This window comes from Streptomyces atratus, assembly GCF_040655115.1.
Taxonomy (GTDB): Bacteria; Actinomycetota; Actinomycetes; order Streptomycetales; family Streptomycetaceae; genus Streptomyces; species Streptomyces atratus_D.
Window position 1 is genome coordinate 164,008 of the sequence record NZ_JBFAJH010000003.1, and the last position, 16,806, is coordinate 180,813.

At 70.9% G+C, this 16,806-nt stretch carries 17 protein-coding genes, 1 tRNA gene and 1 pseudogene; 4 read left to right on the forward strand and 15 right to left on the reverse strand.

Annotated features, from left to right (window positions below; translation table 11 throughout):
• Positions 1 to 433 (reverse strand): annotated as a pseudogene (locus tag AB0I23_RS05875) (hypothetical protein); the annotation flags it as partial.
• A gap of 183 nt (positions 434 to 616) precedes the next feature.
• On the opposite strand from AB0I23_RS05875, the gene AB0I23_RS05880 reads away from it, so the two are divergent.
• Positions 617 to 690: transfer RNA gene (locus tag AB0I23_RS05880), tRNA-Lys, on the forward strand.
• A 520-nt stretch (positions 691 to 1,210) separates the two neighbouring features.
• Here AB0I23_RS05880 and AB0I23_RS05885 read toward each other — a convergent pair.
• Genes AB0I23_RS05885 through AB0I23_RS41600 form a run of 3 tightly spaced genes read right to left on the reverse strand, consistent with a single transcriptional unit; the run spans position 1,211 to position 2,726 of the window.
• A complete protein-coding gene (locus tag AB0I23_RS05885) occupies positions 1,211 to 1,894 on the reverse strand; it encodes a class F sortase (RefSeq protein ID WP_359107195.1) in 684 nt (227 codons plus the stop codon).
• A 5-nt stretch (positions 1,895 to 1,899) separates the two neighbouring features.
• Positions 1,900 to 2,508 (reverse strand): hypothetical protein, encoded by a 609-nt coding sequence (locus AB0I23_RS05890; RefSeq protein ID WP_359107197.1) that lies wholly within the window; start codon positions 2,506 to 2,508, stop codon positions 1,900 to 1,902.
• Positions 2,469 to 2,726 (reverse strand): HAD hydrolase-like protein, encoded by a 258-nt coding sequence (locus AB0I23_RS41600; protein WP_436846877.1) that lies wholly within the window; start codon positions 2,724 to 2,726, stop codon positions 2,469 to 2,471. Before AB0I23_RS41600 ends, AB0I23_RS05890 begins: the two co-directional genes overlap by 40 nt.
• Positions 2,727 to 2,898: 172 nt before the next feature.
• Between AB0I23_RS41600 and AB0I23_RS05900 the strand changes: the two genes are divergently transcribed.
• A complete protein-coding gene (locus AB0I23_RS05900; protein WP_359107198.1) occupies positions 2,899 to 3,678 on the forward strand; it encodes an HAD-IIA family hydrolase in 780 nt (259 codons plus the stop codon).
• Positions 3,679 to 3,995: 317 nt separating this feature from the next.
• On the opposite strand, the gene AB0I23_RS05905 is transcribed toward AB0I23_RS05900, so the two are convergent.
• From AB0I23_RS05905 to AB0I23_RS05945, 9 genes are all read right to left on the reverse strand, one after another.
• The gene (locus tag AB0I23_RS05905) at positions 3,996 to 5,057 is read right to left on the reverse strand and encodes a 2-aminoethylphosphonate ABC transporter substrate-binding protein (RefSeq protein WP_359107200.1); all 1,062 of its coding nucleotides are present in this window, start codon (positions 5,055 to 5,057) and stop codon (positions 3,996 to 3,998) included.
• 41 nt (positions 5,058 to 5,098) lie between these two features.
• The gene (locus AB0I23_RS05910; protein ID WP_359107202.1) at positions 5,099 to 5,896 is read right to left on the reverse strand and encodes an ABC transporter permease; all 798 of its coding nucleotides are present in this window, start codon (positions 5,894 to 5,896) and stop codon (positions 5,099 to 5,101) included.
• Positions 5,883 to 6,773 (reverse strand): 2-aminoethylphosphonate ABC transporter permease subunit, encoded by an 891-nt coding sequence (locus AB0I23_RS05915; RefSeq protein WP_359107204.1) that lies wholly within the window; start codon positions 6,771 to 6,773, stop codon positions 5,883 to 5,885. Before AB0I23_RS05915 ends, AB0I23_RS05910 begins: the two co-directional genes overlap by 14 nt.
• Complete coding sequence (locus tag AB0I23_RS05920; protein WP_359107206.1) at positions 6,766 to 7,857, reverse strand: ABC transporter ATP-binding protein; 1,092 nt, start codon at positions 7,855 to 7,857, stop codon at positions 6,766 to 6,768. Before AB0I23_RS05920 ends, AB0I23_RS05915 begins: the two co-directional genes overlap by 8 nt.
• Complete coding sequence (locus AB0I23_RS05925) at positions 7,854 to 8,570, reverse strand: HAD family hydrolase (protein WP_359107208.1); 717 nt, start codon at positions 8,568 to 8,570, stop codon at positions 7,854 to 7,856. Before AB0I23_RS05925 ends, AB0I23_RS05920 begins: the two co-directional genes overlap by 4 nt.
• A 5-nt stretch (positions 8,571 to 8,575) precedes the next feature.
• Positions 8,576 to 9,700 carry a TIGR03364 family FAD-dependent oxidoreductase gene (locus AB0I23_RS05930; RefSeq protein ID WP_359107210.1) on the reverse strand — a complete coding sequence of 375 codons (1,125 nt, stop codon included), beginning with the start codon at positions 9,698 to 9,700 and terminating at the stop codon, positions 8,576 to 8,578.
• 133 nt (positions 9,701 to 9,833) lie between these two features.
• Positions 9,834 to 10,598 (reverse strand): GntR family transcriptional regulator, encoded by a 765-nt coding sequence (locus AB0I23_RS05935; RefSeq protein WP_359107212.1) that lies wholly within the window; start codon positions 10,596 to 10,598, stop codon positions 9,834 to 9,836.
• A 55-nt stretch (positions 10,599 to 10,653) separates the two neighbouring features.
• On the reverse strand, positions 10,654 to 11,853 hold the full coding sequence (locus AB0I23_RS05940; protein WP_359107214.1) for a hypothetical protein: 1,200 nt from the start codon (positions 11,851 to 11,853) through the stop codon (positions 10,654 to 10,656).
• Between the two features lie 166 nt (positions 11,854 to 12,019).
• Positions 12,020 to 13,228, reverse strand: coding sequence for an ROK family transcriptional regulator (locus AB0I23_RS05945; RefSeq protein WP_359107216.1), 1,209 nt, complete (start codon positions 13,226 to 13,228; stop codon positions 12,020 to 12,022).
• A gap of 56 nt (positions 13,229 to 13,284) precedes the next feature.
• Between AB0I23_RS05945 and AB0I23_RS05950 the strand changes: the two genes are divergently transcribed.
• Complete coding sequence (locus AB0I23_RS05950; protein ID WP_359107218.1) at positions 13,285 to 14,412, forward strand: Gfo/Idh/MocA family oxidoreductase; 1,128 nt, start codon at positions 13,285 to 13,287, stop codon at positions 14,410 to 14,412.
• Positions 14,409 to 14,888 (forward strand): heme-degrading domain-containing protein, encoded by a 480-nt coding sequence (locus AB0I23_RS05955; RefSeq protein WP_359107220.1) that lies wholly within the window; start codon positions 14,409 to 14,411, stop codon positions 14,886 to 14,888. The genes AB0I23_RS05950 and AB0I23_RS05955 overlap by 4 nt, the downstream gene beginning before the upstream one ends.
• A gap of 71 nt (positions 14,889 to 14,959) precedes the next feature.
• On the opposite strand, the gene AB0I23_RS05960 is transcribed toward AB0I23_RS05955, so the two are convergent.
• Complete coding sequence (locus AB0I23_RS05960) at positions 14,960 to 15,820, reverse strand: fumarylacetoacetate hydrolase family protein (RefSeq protein WP_359107221.1); 861 nt, start codon at positions 15,818 to 15,820, stop codon at positions 14,960 to 14,962.
• A 136-nt stretch (positions 15,821 to 15,956) separates the two neighbouring features.
• The gene (locus AB0I23_RS05965; protein ID WP_359107491.1) at positions 15,957 to 16,727 is read right to left on the reverse strand and encodes a YidC/Oxa1 family membrane protein insertase; all 771 of its coding nucleotides are present in this window, start codon (positions 16,725 to 16,727) and stop codon (positions 15,957 to 15,959) included.
• Positions 16,728 to 16,806 lie beyond the last annotated feature (79 nt).

Below are 16,806 nucleotides of genomic sequence, written 5' to 3' on the forward strand. Positions count from 1 at the left end.
CGGTCCTCAGCGGACCCGGCATACCCTGCGGATTACCCACATCCGCATCGACCGGACCCGGATCGACCGCATCGCCCGGATCCGTCGTCCCATCCGCCGAGCCGGTCCTCAGCGGACCCGGCATACCCTGCGGATTACCCACATCCGCATCGACCGGACCCGGATCGACCGCATCGCCCGGATCCGTCGTCCCATCCGGCCGGGCGGACCCGGGCCCGAGCCCGGCCACCGCGCTCACCGCCCCGGGGGCGCCGGTGCTCAGCACCACGCCGGCCGCTGTGGCCAGCACCAGCGCGCGCCGTGCACCATGCGCGGCGGGGTGCCCTCCGTACCGCGTGGGCAGGGCACGGGCGGCGGCGCGGCGTTGCGAGGCGCACCCCGCACAGGCGCAGTCGATGGCGGGTACGTACTCCTCGAAGGCCGGCACAGTCATGCGAATCCCCTCCGCACTCGTCGAGATCTTTGGGCGCATCTGTACGGGCGTCAGTGTCCAACTCTCCTGACATAGTGCATTTTGACGGATAAAAAAGAAAAAACGACCATCCGACAGGCCGTGATGGGCGAGAAATGGTCAGGAGCACTCCTCTGCATCGGGTAGAGTTCTCCGGGTCAGCAGGCGCCGCTAGCTCAGTTGGTTAGAGCAGCTGACTCTTAATCAGCGGGTCCGGGGTTCGAGTCCCTGGCGGCGCACGCAGAGTCAAGGCCCCCTCACTTCACGTGAGGGGGCCTTGTTCGTATGTCAGCACCTCACCCGTGGCCGACGAGTGGCCCCGAGCCGTCCCTCCCGGGGGTGCGAGCAGATATCCGATCCGCTCGGGAAGCTCTCCGACTGGGGGAACGGCAGTCGGCTGCGCAGGATGTCCTTGGAGAGCCTGCGGCCGCCATCGAGGTGCGGACCTCGGAGGCGCTCGCAGGCCGGCGCCCCCGCCCCCGCACCGGACAAGACCGAGCGAATCCACCCTGACACACCCAGACGCCGAACGACGGAAAGTGACCGTTTCCGGACGTATCGTCATCTATCCGTTGGGTGTAGGCAGTTGGGCGCCCTACAGTGGCACGCAGTGGCCCACACGCCCCCCTTTGCCTCCCGCGTCGGCGCCGGGCTTCTCCCGCAGCCCGCGCACCGCGGTCGAGGACCGGCCCGGTCGGCGCCCCGGGGGAAAGCGGGCGGCCGACCGGGCCGGGTGCACCTCATCCACCGGACGGTCCGCTACGCGGACCTGCCCGCGGACGGCTTCTCGCCGGTCAGGTACGCCGAGACGACCACATTGGCGTTGTACTCGTGCGACGCGCGGTCGAACGTGCCGCCGCAGGTGATCAGCCGCAGCTCCGCCCGGCCGTCCTTGCGGGGCCCGTAGGCCTTGTGGGCGTCGAAGCGCTCCCGGGTGAAGACCTGGACGTCGTCGATGGTGAATTCGGCGACCGAGCCGTCCGTCCGGACGACCCGGATCTTCGCGCCGGGGCGGGCCGCGCTCAGTCCGTAGAAGACGGCCGGTTTGGTCTCGGTGTCGACGTGTCCGACGAGGAGCGCGGCGCCTGCCGCGCCGGGTCGGGTGCCGCTGCCGTACCAGCCGACGGTCTGCGGTTTCGCGAACGGTGGCGGGTCGATCGCCCCCGCCTTGTCCAGGCCGCGGGCGACGACGGGGGCCCGGACTCCTATCGAGGGGATCTCGACGCGTTCCGGCGCCGCGCCCTTGATCGGGGCGTGCGCCGCGGGCAGCGGTACGCCGTGGGGGCGCCCGACCGCCGCGATGTCGCCGGTGGTCGGGGCGGAGCTGGCGCCGGAGCCGTCGGCGATGCCGCGGCCCCACAGCCACAGGCCCAGGAGCAGGATGGCCCAGGCCACTCCGGTGAGCAGTCGGCCGGTGCCTGCTTGGCGGTCCGAGGCGGACATCTCGTTCAGTCCGCGGCCGGGCGGCGACGGCGGGCGCTGCGGAGGGCTACGGCGACGGCCGCGACGGCGGCCAGGGCCAGCCCGAGCACGGCGTGCGCGGTGCCGGGGCCCTCCTGCCGGGCCGTCTGTTCGGTGAGGACGGCAGTGCCTCCGCCACCGGCGCGGACCGGGGCGATCGGGGTGAGCGGTTCGGCACGGTCGCCCGCGACGACGGTGACGGTGCTGGACACCCTGGTGTCCGTGTCGCCGTCGCAGGTCACCCAGATGTCGTACGCGCCGGGCCGGGCGTCGGAGCGGATCCTGGCCTCGGCGAAGAGTCCGTCGCGGCCGGCGGACGTGAGGCGCGCGTCGGCGGCGAAGGCGTCGGATATCCCTTTGGCCTCCTTGCCCTTGCAGCCGTCGACCTGCAGGTCCACGTTGTCGCCGGGGGCTAGGGAGGACGGGGTCACCGAGAGGGTGGCGTGGGCCTTCGAGTCCTTCCCGGAGCCGGTGCCGGAGCCGGAGCCGGTGCCGGTGCCGGAGCCGGTGCCGGAGTCGGCCAGTGCAGCGGGAGCGGGGATCAGGGTCGCCGCGATCACCGCGGCCCCACAGAACGTGAGGGGTATGGAACGCATCGTGAACCTCCTTCTGGCAGGTTCACGCGTCCGGCGGCTTTTCGCATCCGCAGGGGTGAGGGACTGGGCCGTGCGGGTTCAGCGCCTTTCCTCCGGATCCGGCACCAGAAGGTGTGCATGCCCGCCTCCAGGCCGGCGAGCACGTCGGTGTCCATCCGGTCGCCGATCATGGCGCTGGACTCGGAGTGGGCACCGATCGCGTTCAGTCCGGTGCGCATCACCAGCGGGTTGGGCTTGCCCGCGAAGTACGGGTCCTTGCCGGTGGCCTTGCGCTCGAAGGGAACGTTTCCGCCCTGGCCCCGGTCCGGGCTACGAGACGTTCAGGCCCTGAATGCGATGAGTGAATAGCATGGTCACCCCGTGAGTCCGCGTATGGCAGGAGCCGCACCCATGACAGATCAGAAGCCCATCGAATCGTGGCTCACCGACATGGACGGGGTGCTGATGCACGAAGGCGTGCCGATCCCCGGCGCGGATGCCTTTATCAAGAAGCTCCGCGATTCGGGCAAGCCGTTCCTCGTCCTGACGAACAACTCGATCTACACGGCCCGAGACCTACATGTACGGCTCAGCCGGATCGGTCTCGAAGTACCGGTCGAGAACATCTGGACCTCAGCACTGGCCACCGCCAAGTTCTTGGACAACCAGCACCCTGGCGGCACTGCCTACGTGATTGGCGAGGCGGGGCTGACCACCGCCATGCACGAAGCCGGGTACGTGCTGACTGATGCCGAGCCTGATTTCGTGATCTTGGGCGAGACGCGCACCTACTCGTTCGAGGCGCTGACGAAGGCCATCCGACTGATCAACGACGGCGCCCGCTTCATTGCCACCAACCCCGACAACACCGGGCCCTCACCCGAGGGGGCATTGCCCGCCACTGGTTCTGTCGCCGCGTTGATCACGAAGGCGACCGGCAAGGAGCCGTACTTCGTCGGCAAGCCCAACCCGCTGATGATGCGCAGCGCGCTGAACACGATCGGTGCGCACTCCGAGACCTCCGCCATGATCGGCGACCGGATGGACACCGACGTGTTGGCCGGGCTGGAGGCCGGGATGGAAACCTTCCTGGTGCTCACCGGGCTGACGACCAGGGGTGAGATCGACCGCTACCCGTACCGGCCGACCAGGGTCGTGGACTCGATCGCGGACCTCGTCGACCTCGTCTGAGTGGTGGCCTGGCACTCCGCTCCGCAGCGGAGCGTCAGGCAGCCGAAGTAGCGTTCGTGTGGGACTCCTGCCGTACGCCGTGTGCGGGGACGCCGGCGGCACCGCGTTGTGCTGCGCCGACGTCACCGATTTCAGAGGTACGGCCAGGTGGCGGAGGGCGGCGGCCCCGTACCCGATCCGGGACAATCCGGACTCCCATTGGGAATGCGCTCAACTCCCCACTCTCGGCGAGGAGTTGAGCTTCAGTCCAGACCCGTTATCTTCCGGTGCGGATCACCGGTGGTCCCTATCGGTGCCAGGCCCCGTCGAGCGGGGGTTCAGCTGCCGGTGGCGGTCTTCCAGGCGTCGACGTAGTCGCCCAGGTGGGCGCCGATGTCCGACCAGTCCGGCTCGAAGACCTCCACGCCGCCCATCAGCTCGGCCAGCGCCCTCGCGTTGGCGTCGGTGGCCTCGACGTCCTTACGGGCGGAGAAACCGCCGCCGACCTCGCTGACATCCTTCTGCGCCTGCTCGGAGAGCATGAAGTCGAGCAGCTTCTTGCCGTTGGCGCTGTGCGGGGCCTTGTCGACCAGCCCGGCCGCGTACGGCAGGGCGAAGGTGGTGGGCTTGGAGCCCGCCTTCGCGGGGAACCAGATGCCGAGGTTCGGCATGTCCTTGGACTGGGCGTAGTTCATCTGGACGTCACCGTTGGCGACGAGGAGTTCGCCCTTGTCCACCTTGGGGGCGAGCTTGCCGGTGGAGGCGGACGGGCCGACGTTGTTGGCCTGGAGCTTCTTCAGGTACTCCATCGCCGGCTCCTTGCCGCCGAAGTCGTGCATGGCCTTGATGAGCACGGCCGTGCCGTCACCGGCGACTCCGGGGGTGGAGTACTGGATCTTCTCCTTGTACGTCCCGTCGAGGAGCTCGTCCCAGGTGGTGGGTGCGGTCTTCAGCTCCTTCTTGTTGTAGACGAAGCCGAAGTAGTTGTTGACGACCGAGGTCCACTTTCCGTCGGACGCCTTGTCGGCGCCGTCGACCTGGTCGGAGCCGGCCGGTTCGTACGCCGCCAGGAGGCCCTTGGAGTCGGCCTGCTGGATGAACGGCGGAAGGGTGACGAGGACGTCGGCCTGGGTGTTGGACTTCTCGCGGACGGCGCGCTGCACCATCTCGCCGGAGCCGCCCTCCACGTACGTGACCTTGATGCCGGTCTTCTTCTCGAAGTCCTTGAAGACCTTGTCGTACCAACCGTCGCCGTTCTCGCCCTTGAGCCCGTCGGCGCTGTAGACGGTGACGAGCTTCTCGTCGGAGGCGGCGGAGGAACCGCCGCAGGCGGAGAGGGTGGTGGCGAGGGCGAGACAGCCGGTGACGGCGGCTACCGGCTTGAGGAGGTTCTTGCGCATGGGTGTCGTATCTCCTGGAAGGTAAGTACGTGCGGGGAGTGTCAGCGGTACGAGGCCCTGGTACGGATGCGGGAGACGCCGAGGAGCACGAGCAGCGTCGTCCCCATGAGGACCACCGCGACCGCGGCGCCGGTGAAGAGCGAGCCGCGGTCGGTCGCCGCGAAGATCTGCACCGGAAGCGGTGTCCAGTCGGGCGGGTAGAGCATCATCGTGGCGCTCAACTCGCCCATGGACAGGGCGAAGCAGAGCCCCGCGGCCGCGGTGAGGGCGGGCAGCAGGAGCGGCAGTCTGATCCGCCACAGGACGTAGGACGGGCGGGCGCCGAGACTGGCCGCCGCCTGTTCGTACATCGGGTCAAGACGCACTGTTGCGGCTGAAACCGACTGATAGGCAAACGCCGTGACAAGAATGGTGTGCGCCAGGATCACGATCCAGCGCGTTCCGTTGAGCAGCATCGGCGGCCTGCTGAACGCGACGAGCACGGCGAGACCGACGACGACGGACGGCACGGCGACCGGCAGCATGAACAGTGCGTCCAGGAAACGGCGTCCGCGCTTTCGCAGCGAGGCGGCGGCGAGCGCGGCCCAGGAGCCGATGGTGAGGGCGAGCAGGCTGGCGCTGACGGCGGTGATCAGGCTGGTGACGAGGGCCCGGAGTGAGTCGCCGCTGGTGGCCGCCTGGTAGTGCTCGGTGGTCAATCCTGACGGGAAGGCGCCGGACCAGTGGGTGGTGAACGACGCGGCGACGATCACCAGCAGCGGCACCGCGAACAGCGGGACGAAGAGCAGGAAGAACACGGCCCAGGTGGCCCACTTCCCGGTACGGCTATGCACCAACACGGCGGCTCACCATCCGATACAGGCTGTAGAGACCGACGGAGATCGCGATGTTGACGACGGCGACGACACAGGCGGCCGGGTAGTCGGACTCCAGAATCGCCTTGCCGTAGACCAGCATCGGCAGGGTCGTGACACCTTTCGCGCCGGTGAACAGCACGATGCCGAACTCGTTGAGGCACATCACGAGGACGAGGGAGCCGCCCGCGGCGAGCGCCGGAAGCGCCTCCGGGAGGATCACCTGCCGTACGATCCTGGCCGGCTTCGCGCCCAGCGAGGACGCCACCTCCAGCTGTGCGGTGTCGAGCTGGGAGAACGCGGCGAGCAGCGGCCGCATCACGAACGGGGTGAAGTACGTGATCTCGGCGAGGAGGACACCCCACGGGGTGGTGAGGAAGTGGAAGGGCCCGTCCGCCGCGCCGGTGACGTCCGTCCAGACACCGTTGGCCATGCCGACGGTGCCGTAGACGAACAGCAGGGCGAGCGTGATCAGGAAGGACGGGAAGGAGAGGAAGACGTCGATGAACCTGGCGACCGCCCGGGCGCCGGGAAACGGCACGAAGGCGATCACCAGCGCGAGGACGAAGCCCAGCACCAGACAGCCGGCCGTCGAGCCGGCGGCGAGCCAGACGGTGGTGGTCAGCGCCGAGCGGAACGACGCGGACGCGAAGACGTCGCCGTACGGGGCGAGCGAGGTGCCGCCCTCGTCCGGGCTGACGGACTGCTGGACGACAAGGGCCAGCGGATAGAGGAAGACAAGGGCGAGAACGGCGACGGGCGGGAGCGCCCGGACGAAATTGCTGGGGCCCGTCCGGCGATTGAGGACAAGAGGGCTGCCGGACGCACCCGCGGACACGTCTCCGGCCACGGCGCTAGCCATGAACCCCTCCCTCGAAGCCGGCGCCCGCCGGCAGCAGCACCGCGTCCTCGGCGGCGAAGTGCAGGGTGACCTGGTCGCCGAGCGCCGGGGTCTCGCGCAGTTCGCGCAGGTCGGCCTTGATCCGGTGGCCGTGGATGTCGACGTACAGCCGGTGGGTGGAACCGCGCCACTGGACCTCGGCGAGGGTGCCGGTCAGCGCGTTGGGGCCGTCGCCGAGTCCGACCAGGTGGGGCCGGACGCAGAGGGTGGCGGTGACGCCGCCCGCCACCTCGCCGGTCGGTACGGCGAGTGCGTGCCCGGCGAAGTCCACGGCGCCGGTGGTGGCTGTGACGGTGACCGGCAACAGGTTGGCGTTGCCGACGAACGACGCGGTGAACTCCGTACGCGGGCGGCGGTACAGCTCCTGCGGGGTGCCGCAGTCCTGGAGCCGCGCCTTGTCCATGACCGCGATCCGGTCGGCGAGGGTCAGCGCCTCGACCTGGTCGTGGGTGACGTACAGGATGGAGACGTCCGGCAACTCCCGGTGCAGCCGCGCCAGTTCGGCGAGCATCCCGGAGCGCAGCTGGGCGTCGAGCGCGGAGAGCGGTTCGTCGAGCAGGAGCACGCCGGGGCGGATGGCGAGCGCGCGGGCGATGGCGACGCGCTGCTGCTGTCCGCCGGAGAGCTCACGCGGGTAGCGCGTGGCGTACGCAGCCATGCCGACGAGTTCAAGGGCTTCGGCGACCCGCTCGGGGATCTCCGCCTTCGCGACCTTGCGGGCCTTGAGGCCGAAGGCGACGTTGTCCCGGACCCGCATGTGCGGGAACAGGGCGTACTGCTGGACGACCATGCCGATGCCGCGCTTGTGCGGCGGCAGGCCGGTGACGTCCCGGTCGCCGAGCAGGACCCGCCCGGAGACGGGCTGGACGAATCCGGCGACGGCGCGCAGGGCCGTGGTCTTGCCGGACCCGGAGGGCCCGAGCAGGGCCATGACCTCGCCGGGTTCCACGGTCAGGTCGAGCCGGTCGAGGACGATGTTCCCGCCGTACGCGACGCTGACCCGGTCGAACCGGATGCCGCTGCCCCGGGTGGCCCCGCCGGTCATGCTTCCGCCCGGGCTATGAGGTCCGGCAGTTCGCCGACCGAGCCGAGCACGTGCGTGGCGCCGTTGCGCTGCAGCTGGTCCTTGTCGTGTGCGCCGGTCAGCACACCGGCGACGATCCCGGCGCCGGAGCGTACGCCGCTGAGCATGTCGTACGAGGTGTCACCCGCGACAACGATCTGCTGGACACCGTCCACGGCCCCGGTGCGCAGGAACGCGGCGAGGACCATGTCCGGGTAGGGTCGGCCGCGGCCGCCCGCGTCGGCCGGGCAGAGGGTCAGGGCGACCAGGTCCTGCCAGCCGAGCGCGGCGAGGATCGCATCCTGGGTGGTGCGGGCGAAGCCGGTGGTCAGGACCACGGTCCGCCCTTCGCCCGTGAGCCGCTCGATGGCTGCGCGGGCGCCGGGAACCGGCGCGATGCGGCCGCCGTCGACCAGCTCCCCGTACGCCTCCTCGAAGGCGAGGTTGGCGTGCTGGGCCTTGTCCTCGTCGCCGAAGAGGTGCCGGAAGACGGAGATCTTGGACTCGCCCATGGTGGCGCGCACGTAGGCGAGTTTCTCGGCGTGGTCGGCGGAGCCGGGCTCCACGCCGAGGCGCCCGGCGGCGGCGCCGAAGGCCTGCTCGACGAGGCCGCCGTCGGCGACGGTGGTCCCGGCCATGTCGAGGACGACGAGATGCAGCCTGCCGGTGGTGCTCGACGTGTCGGTGTTGCTCAACTTCTTCACCAGTCCAGTTCGTTGGCGGTCGTTTCGGCGATGGCGGGCGAGCAGGTCATACCGCGGCCGCCCGGCCCGGTGACCAGCCAGACGCCGTCCCGCACCTGCTGGCGGTGGACGACCCGGCTGGTGTCGGTGCACTGGGCGTAGACCCCGGCCCAGCGGTGACGGATCCTCGGCAGCGGGCGGCCGAGGAAGGACTCGACGACCCGGGTGAGGTGCTCGTACGGCTCCTCGACGACGTCGAACGCGAACGGGTGCTCGTACTCGTGGGTGTCGCCGATGGTCAGTCCGCCGTCCCGGCGCTGCACCATCAGCAGCTGCATCCCGTGCTCGGCCGCGGTCGGCGCCTGGGCCTGCCCTGCGTTGAGGGCGTCGAGCGCCGCGCCCCGGTACGCCGGGTAGTAGCGGAAGCTGTCGGCGTCGGCGACGGACGTGGTGAGCGTTTCGCCGAGCGGGTCGGTCTGCATCATCTGGAGGCGGACGCGGCGCACGGGCAGCTCGGGTCCGGCCAGCTCGCGGACGAGGCCGCCGAGCCAGGCTCCCGTGCACAGGATGACGGCGTCGCCGGTGTGCACGTCCCCGTGGTCGTCACGGACGGAGGCCGTACCGACGACCTCGCGGACCTCGCGGCCGCCGAGGAACATGTACCGCCCGGATGCCAACAGCTGCTGCTTCAGCGCACGTTGCGCAGTGCGTGGCTCGACGGCGGCGTCCCGCCCGCACCACAGGGCGGCGACGAAGTCACCGCGGAGCGCGGGGTTGATCGCGCGGGCCTCGCCGGCCGTCAGCAGCTTGTAGCCGCGGGCCGCGGCGTCGGGGCGGGCGACGGCCGCCTCGGCGACGGCGATCTCCAGCCCGGTGCGGAGCGGGGTCAGCGAACCGCAGGGCCGGAAACCCAGGCCGGGTACCTGCTCCCCGATGCCCTCCCACAGCTCGCGGGCGCGCAGCGCGGTCTCCAGCTCCTCGCCACCGGCCCGGCCGCTGACCCATATCTGTCCGAAATTGCGGAGCGATGCCCCGCGTGCCTCGCTCTCGCGCTCGATCTGTACGACCTCGTGGCCGCGGTTCACTGCGTGCCAGGCGTGCATGGTTCCCACCACGCCGGCTCCTACGACGATGACTCTCACGACGGCAACGCTCGTGGGGGCGAATGACTCGCCCGGATCGCTACGGCAACGGGAGGGTGAACGGGGACCCAAGGTTGGACCAGACCCGTTATGCATCCGTTATCAACGGGAGTCGATTGCCGTGCCGTGCCTCTCAGTCCTGGCGGCCCAGGTGTGCGGTGAAGGAGAACCGGTCGCCGCGGAAGAGCGTGCGCACCCGCTCCAGCGGCTGCCCGCTCGCGTCCCGCGAGATGCGGTGGAGCAGCAGCATGGGCAGGGCGGGGGGCGTGCCGATCAGCAGCGCCTCGCGCGGGGTGGCGAGCACGGTCTCGATCCGCTCGTCCGCGTCGCCGAAGGTGATCCCGAGCCGGCCGTGGAGGTAGGCGTAGAAGGACGAGTCGGGGTCGAACTCCGTGTCCAGGTCCGGCACGCGGGCGACGGAGACGTACGTGCTCTCCAGGCCGACCCGGTCGTCGTCGGCGAGCAGCACACGCTCCAGGTGCCAGACCGGTTCCCCCCGCTCGACGCCGGTCTCGGCGGCGAGTGCGGCAGGGCAGGGGAACTGCTCAAGGCCGATGAGGTGACGGCCCGGCGTCCGCCCCTGGCGGCGCACGCCCTCCGTGTAGCTCGCGAGGGAGAGCGGCTGCTCCAGCTTGGGCCCCGCGACGACGGTGCCGCGGCCCTGACGGGCGAGGCGGCCCTCCAGCAGGAGTTCGCGCAGCGCCTGCCGCACGGTCTCGCGCGACACCTCGTAACGGACCGCGAGATCACGCTCGGTGGGAAGCATGCCGCCCTCGCCCAACTCCTCTATGAGGACGGAGACATGGGCCTTCACGGCGTAGTACTTGGGGATACGGCCGTGCTCCGGGATGCCGGAACGGATCGGTGCGCCAGGTGCCTGGTCGTGCGGGTAGTCCACCTCCCGATGGTGGCAGACGGACATGAACGACGGTGAACGTTTCGGGGCCCGCAGGTCAACGACGGGTGCGGCGGAGCCGCCGCGCCCCTCTCAAGGCGGCCACACCGCCGACCAGACAGAGCCCGGCGGCGAGACCCTCGGCCCAGATGACGGCCTTCGGTCCGGTCCTGGCGAGCTCGGGCAGGTCCTGCGGGGCCCGGGCGGTGGGCGGCGCCTGCCCGGAGGCCCTGGGGCTGGGTGTGTCACCGGTCCCGCCGATGCCGTCGCCCCCGTCGACACCACTCACGTCACCGGTCCCACTGACGCCACCCACGTCACCGGTCCCACCGCCGCCACCGACGCCACCGCCGCCATCGACGCCACCCACGTCACCGGTCCCGCCGACGCCACCGCCCCCGTCGACACCACCCACGTCACCGGTCCCACCGACGCCACCGCCCCCGTCGACACCACCCACGTCACCGAATCCCGAAGTGGCGCTGTCGAGGGGCGGGTCGGGCAGCACGTCTCCCTCTCGGCTGAGGCCGCCGACGTCACCCGTCCCTCCCGTGTCTTCACCACCGGTGTCTCCACCGTCGCCCTCGTCCTCGACCACGCCGAAGACATAGTCGTCGGACTCGCCGACCCAGTCCCCGTCGTCACCCGCCGGTGCCTTCTTGCCATCGTCGGCGCGTGCGGCCTGCTTCCGCTGGACGATCGCGGCCTTGGCGGTGATCCGATTGGGTTCGGTGTCGGAGGTGAAGGCCATCCGGACCTGGACGGTGACGGTGCGCCCCGCAGGGACGGTGAAGCCGCCGAAGGTGTCGGCGCCGTCGCCGCCGAAGACGCCGATGTGCTCGTCGCGGTCGGTCGTCTCCCAGGTGACACGGTGGGGGATGTCGAGGCGGTCCGGCTCGGAGAACTCCAGCTGGATCTGGTCGGCGGTCAGTTTCCGGTCCTCGTCGGTGAGGACCAGGACCGGGTGGATGGAACCGCAGGGCTTCGAGGTCGTATTGGTCAGATCCAGGAACCAGGTGCCGTATCCCCCGCCGGACGCATACGTCTCCGGGCCACCGTGGATCCGGGTCGTGATCGGGAAGTCGCTCGCCGTCGGCGCACCGCAGGTGGGCTGCTGGTCGGCGGTGACGGCCACGGGTACCGCGGCGGCGGACGCGGCGGACGCGCCGCCGAGCACGACGGCGGGGACGACGGACGCCGCCGCCAGTCCGAGGGCGATTCCGTGGCGCGGCCGGGGAGGGGGCGGTGTGGGAGGCATTGGGGGGACACCCTTTGCTGCTCGTTGCTGCTCGCGAAACGGCCGGATCGCCCCGTGCCCGGAGTTCACCGGTTGTAGGCGGCGACGCTGCCACGCGCGCGCGACCCGGCGGGCGCCGACATGCCGGGATCCGCCCGGTCGGGCGACCCCAACCGCTCGACCGGCCCTACGCTCCGGCGCCGCCGAGTCGCCCGAACAGCGGGGCGAGGACGAGCTGGGCGGCCCCCTCGGCGACCGGCCGGTCCCCGCCCACGGTCATGACGAGCGGCACGGCCGCACCGATGCCGTCACGCCGGACGCGCTCACCGATCACGGCCCGCACCCCCCGGACGTACGCATCGGGGTCGGCGTCGACGGTACGGCCGCCCAGCACCACCCGGTCGATGTCGAGCAGCCCGACAAGGTTGGCGGCGCCGGTCCCGAGTACCCGCGCGGCCTCCGCGGCATCGCCGCCCGAGACGGCGGCGAGGCAGAGCGCCTCGATACAGCCGCGCCCGCCGCAGCTGCACAGGGGCCCGTCCAGCAGCACGGTCTGATGTCCGAACTCACCGGCCCCGGTGCGGGCCCCGCGGTGCACGGCCCCGCCGAGCACGAGCCCGGCACCGAGCCCGGTCCCGAGATGCAGATACGCGAAGTCTCCCGGCCCGTCGGCCCGCAGGGAGAGCCCGAGAGCGGCGGCATTGGTGTCCTTGTCGACGACGACGGGCAACCCGGTGCGAGCGGCGAGGGCGTCCCGGAGCGGAAACCCGTCCCACTGCGGAAACCCGGTGACCCGATGCAGCACACCGCCCCGGTGGTCGAGCGGCCCTGGCACGGCGACACCCAGTCCGAGCACGGTGGCCGGTGGATCCCCGGGGGAGACCGCGTGCGACACGGAGCCGGTTCCGTCAGGAACGGTGGGCGCGGGGTTTCCCGGCCCCGCTTCCGCGGCCCCGCCCGAGCCTGCCCCGCCCGGGCCACCCAGCACCACTCCCACCTCCCGCGCCGCGGCGGCGACCACCTCACCCGCCGGTGCGCCGAAGTCCAGCGGCGCCCTGCGGCTCGCCACGACCGCGCCCGCGAGGTCGACCAGGACCACCGTCAGTTCGTCCCGGTCCAGGTGCAGCCCCACCGCGTGCCCCGCGTCCGGGACCAGTCGCAGCACCGTGCGCGGTTTGCCGCCCGTGGAGGCGCGGTGACCCGCCTCCGTCGCCAGGCCCTCCGCCCGCAGCCGGGCAGTGATCTTGCTGACGGCCTGCGGGGTGAGCGCCGTCCGTTCCGCCAGCTCCAGCCGGCTGATCCCGCGCTCGCCCGCGACACGCAGCAGGTCCAGCACGAGCGCCGCGTTGTGGCTGCGCAGTGTCGGTAGGTTCGCCCCGGTATTACTCCTGTTCACTGCCCCATTGTCTCCCTCGCTTGCACTTTGGCAACAGCGTTGCTTAAGTAGATTGCATGACTGGCATCACGACTCCCGGGACGCCCGGCTCCCCCCTCCGCGTCGGACTCGTCGGCTACGGCCTGGCGGGCTCCGTCTTCCACGCCCCGCTGATCGCCGCGACCGAGGGACTGGCCCTCGACACGGTCGTCACGTCGAACGAGGAGCGTCGGGCCCAGGCCCGTGCCGAGTTCCCCGACGTCCGGTTCGCCACGTCGCCCGACGAGCTGTGGGCGCGCGCCGACGAGCTGGACCTGATCGTGATCGCCTCCCCCAACAAGACTCACGTCCCGATCGCGACCGCCGCGCTCCATGCCGGTCTGCCGGTCGTCGTGGACAAGCCGATCGCCGGCACGGCCGCCGAGGCGCGCGAGCTCGCCGCCCTGGCACAGGAGCGCGGGCTGCTGCTGTCCGTCTTCCAGAACCGCCGCTGGGACAACGATTTCCTGACGCTCTCCCAGCTGATCGCGGATGGCGAGCTCGGTGACATACAGCGTTTCGAGTCCCGTTTCGAGCGGTGGCGCCCGCAGCTCAAGGGCGGCTGGCGCGAGTCGGGCGACCCGGAGGAGATCGGCGGACTGCTGTACGACCTGGGCAGCCACGTCGTCGATCAGGCGCTCGTGCTGTTCGGCCCGGCGCTGCGGGTGTACGCGGAGTCCGACGTACGCCGCCGCGGCGCCGTCACCGACGACGACACGTTCCTCGCGATCACCCATGCGAACGGGGTCCGCTCGCATCTGTACGTCAGCGCCACCACCGCCCAGCTCGGGCCGCGCTTCCGCGTGCTCGGTTCGCGGGCCGGTTACGTGAAGTACGGTCTCGACCCGCAGGAGGCCGCCCTGCGTGAGGGCCACCGCCCCTCGGCCGCCGCCGCCGGCTGGGGCGAGGAGCCGGAGGCGCTGTGGGGCCGGATCGGTTCGGGCGAGTCGCCGCTGACCGGTGGCGGCACCCCGGTCCGCACCCTGCCGGGCGACTACCCGGCGTACTACGCGGCGGTCGCCGACGCGGTGCGCGGAAAGAGCGAGAATCCGGTGACGGCGCTGCAGGCCGCCGCCGCCCTGGACGTCCTGGAGGCCGCCCGCCGCTCGGCCCGCGAGGGCGTCACCGTCACCCTGTCCACCACTTCCGAGGAGCAGTCCGCATGAACCCCACCGCTCCGACCATCTCCGAGCTCATCGCGCAGGAGCGCCGGCTGACGCTGCCGCATTTCAGTTACGACGACGCGTACGCACTCGGCGGGCTGCTCGTCTCCATGGCCCGGGAGCGCCACGCGCCGGTCGCGATCGACATCCGGCGCGGTGCCCAGCAGCTGTTCCATGCCGCGCTGCCCGGTTCGAGCGCGGACAACGACGCGTGGATCGACCGCAAGCGCAAGGTCGTCGAGCGGTACGGCGAGAGCTCGTACCTGGTCGGGACCCGGTTCCGGGCGAAGGGGACGACGTTCGAGGACTCCTCGCGGCTGGACCCGGACACGTACGCCGCGCACGGCGGTTCGTTCCCGATCGCGGTCGAGGGCGCGGGCGTGATCGGTTCGGTCACGGTGTCCGGGCTGCCGCAGGCGGAGGACCACGCGTTGGTCGTCGAGGCGCTGGAACACTTCGCCACCACGATCTCCGGCTGAGACGACGGAAACGACGGAGGGGTGGCTCGCCGCACCAGCGACACACCACCCCTCCGACCTTTACGCAACGGCTATGCGTCCTTCAGCTCCTGCCGCTGCCGCCCCAGCCCCTCGATCTCCAGCTCGACGACATCCCCTGCCCGCAGATAGGGCTTGGGATCCGGCTGTCCCATGGCCACGCCCGCCGGCGTACCGGTGTTGATGACATCGCCCGGGTACAGCGTCATGAACCGGCTGAGGTAGCGGACCACCTCGCCCACCGGGAAGATCTGGTCGGCCGTCGTGCCGTCCTGCTTCAGCTCGCCGTTGACCCAGAGCTTCAGCGGCAGCGCCTGCGGGTCGGGGACCTCGTCGGCCGTCACGAGCCACGGCCCCAGCGGGTTGAACGTCTCGCAGTTCTTGCCCTTGTCCCAGGTGCCGCCGCGCTCGATCTGGAACTCGCGCTCGGAGACGTCGTGCGCGACCGCGTACCCGGCGACGTGGCCGAGCGCTTCCTCGGCGGAGTCCAGGTAACGCGCGGTGCGGCCGATGACGACGGCGAGCTCGACCTCCCAGTCGGTCTTGACGCTGCCGCGCGGCACCAGCACCGTGTCCTCGGGTCCGACGACGGTGTCCGGCGCCTTGAAGAAGAGGATCGGCTCGGCCGGAATCGCCGCGCCGGTCTCGGTGGCGTGGTCGTGGTAGTTCAGCCCGATGCACACGATCTTGCCGATGCGGGCGAGCGGCGGCCCGACCCGCAGCCCCTCGGCGTCGAGGGCGGGCAGCTCGCCCGGCGCGGCCGCGGCGGCCCGCACCCGCGCCAGCGCGGACTCGTCGGCGAGCAGGGCGCTGTCGATGTCAGGGACGATTCCCGACAGGTCACGCAGGGTTCCGTCCCGGTCCAGCAGCGCCGGTCGTTCCGCGCCTGCCGTACCCACACGAAGCAGCTTCAACGGTCTGTCTCCCCTTGGTCGAGATCGGGCCCGTCGGATGGGTGGCGGCCATCGCAGGCCTGGCCGATCCTCCAAGACATCGGATCACTCCGCAAGTCCCTGTTCACACACTGGACCGGCGCACTCGCCCCGCCGGTTACGCCACGCCGGCCATGGCGGCGCCCGCGGCCGGCATGTCGCGGTAGAGAACGGTGCGCTCGACCGCGGTCCAGGTGGTGCTCGTGACGATGTAGAGCGCGGCGGCGAGCGGCACGTACGCCACCGAGACGAGCGTGAAGAAGGACATCAGCGGCATCAGCTTCGTCATCGCCCCCATGCCCGGCACCGGCTGTCCGTCGGGACCGGTGGCGGGGGTGGCCGGGGCGGCCGCGAGCTGGCGCTTCGTACGGCGGTAGTTGAACGTGGCGACGACGGCGACGATCACGAAGAGGCCGAGATAGACGACGCCCTGGGTGCCGAACGGTCCGCCGGCCGCGAGCGCGTCGTGCCAGTGCTCGCCGAGCGGGGCGCCGAAGAGATCGTGGTTGAGCAGTTCGTTGAGGTCGCCACCGATCTTCTGGCTGGAGAAGAGGTGGTACAGCAGGAAGAAGGCGGGCATCTGCAGGAGGCTGGGCAGGCAGCCGGACAGCGGCGAGACCTTCTCCTCCTTGTGCAGCTCCATGAGCGCCTTCTGCATGCGCTCGGGGTTCTTGGCGTGTTTCCTGCGCAGCTCGGCGATCTGCGGCTGGAGCTTGGTGCGGGCCTTCTGCCCACGCGCCGCGGCCCGCGAGAGGGGGTGCACGGCGAGTCGCACGAGGGCGGTGAAGAGGACGATCGCGGCGGCGGTGGCCGCGCCCTGGAAGATCGGGTGCAGCAGATCGGCGAAGGAGCCGACCAGGGTGGCGAAAGCGGACATGAACGTGGACATGAACGTGGACATGGATGAGCCCTCCGGGGGTCTCGTCGTGCCGGGAGAAGGACGATCTGGCTCGGCATGACGACCCGCG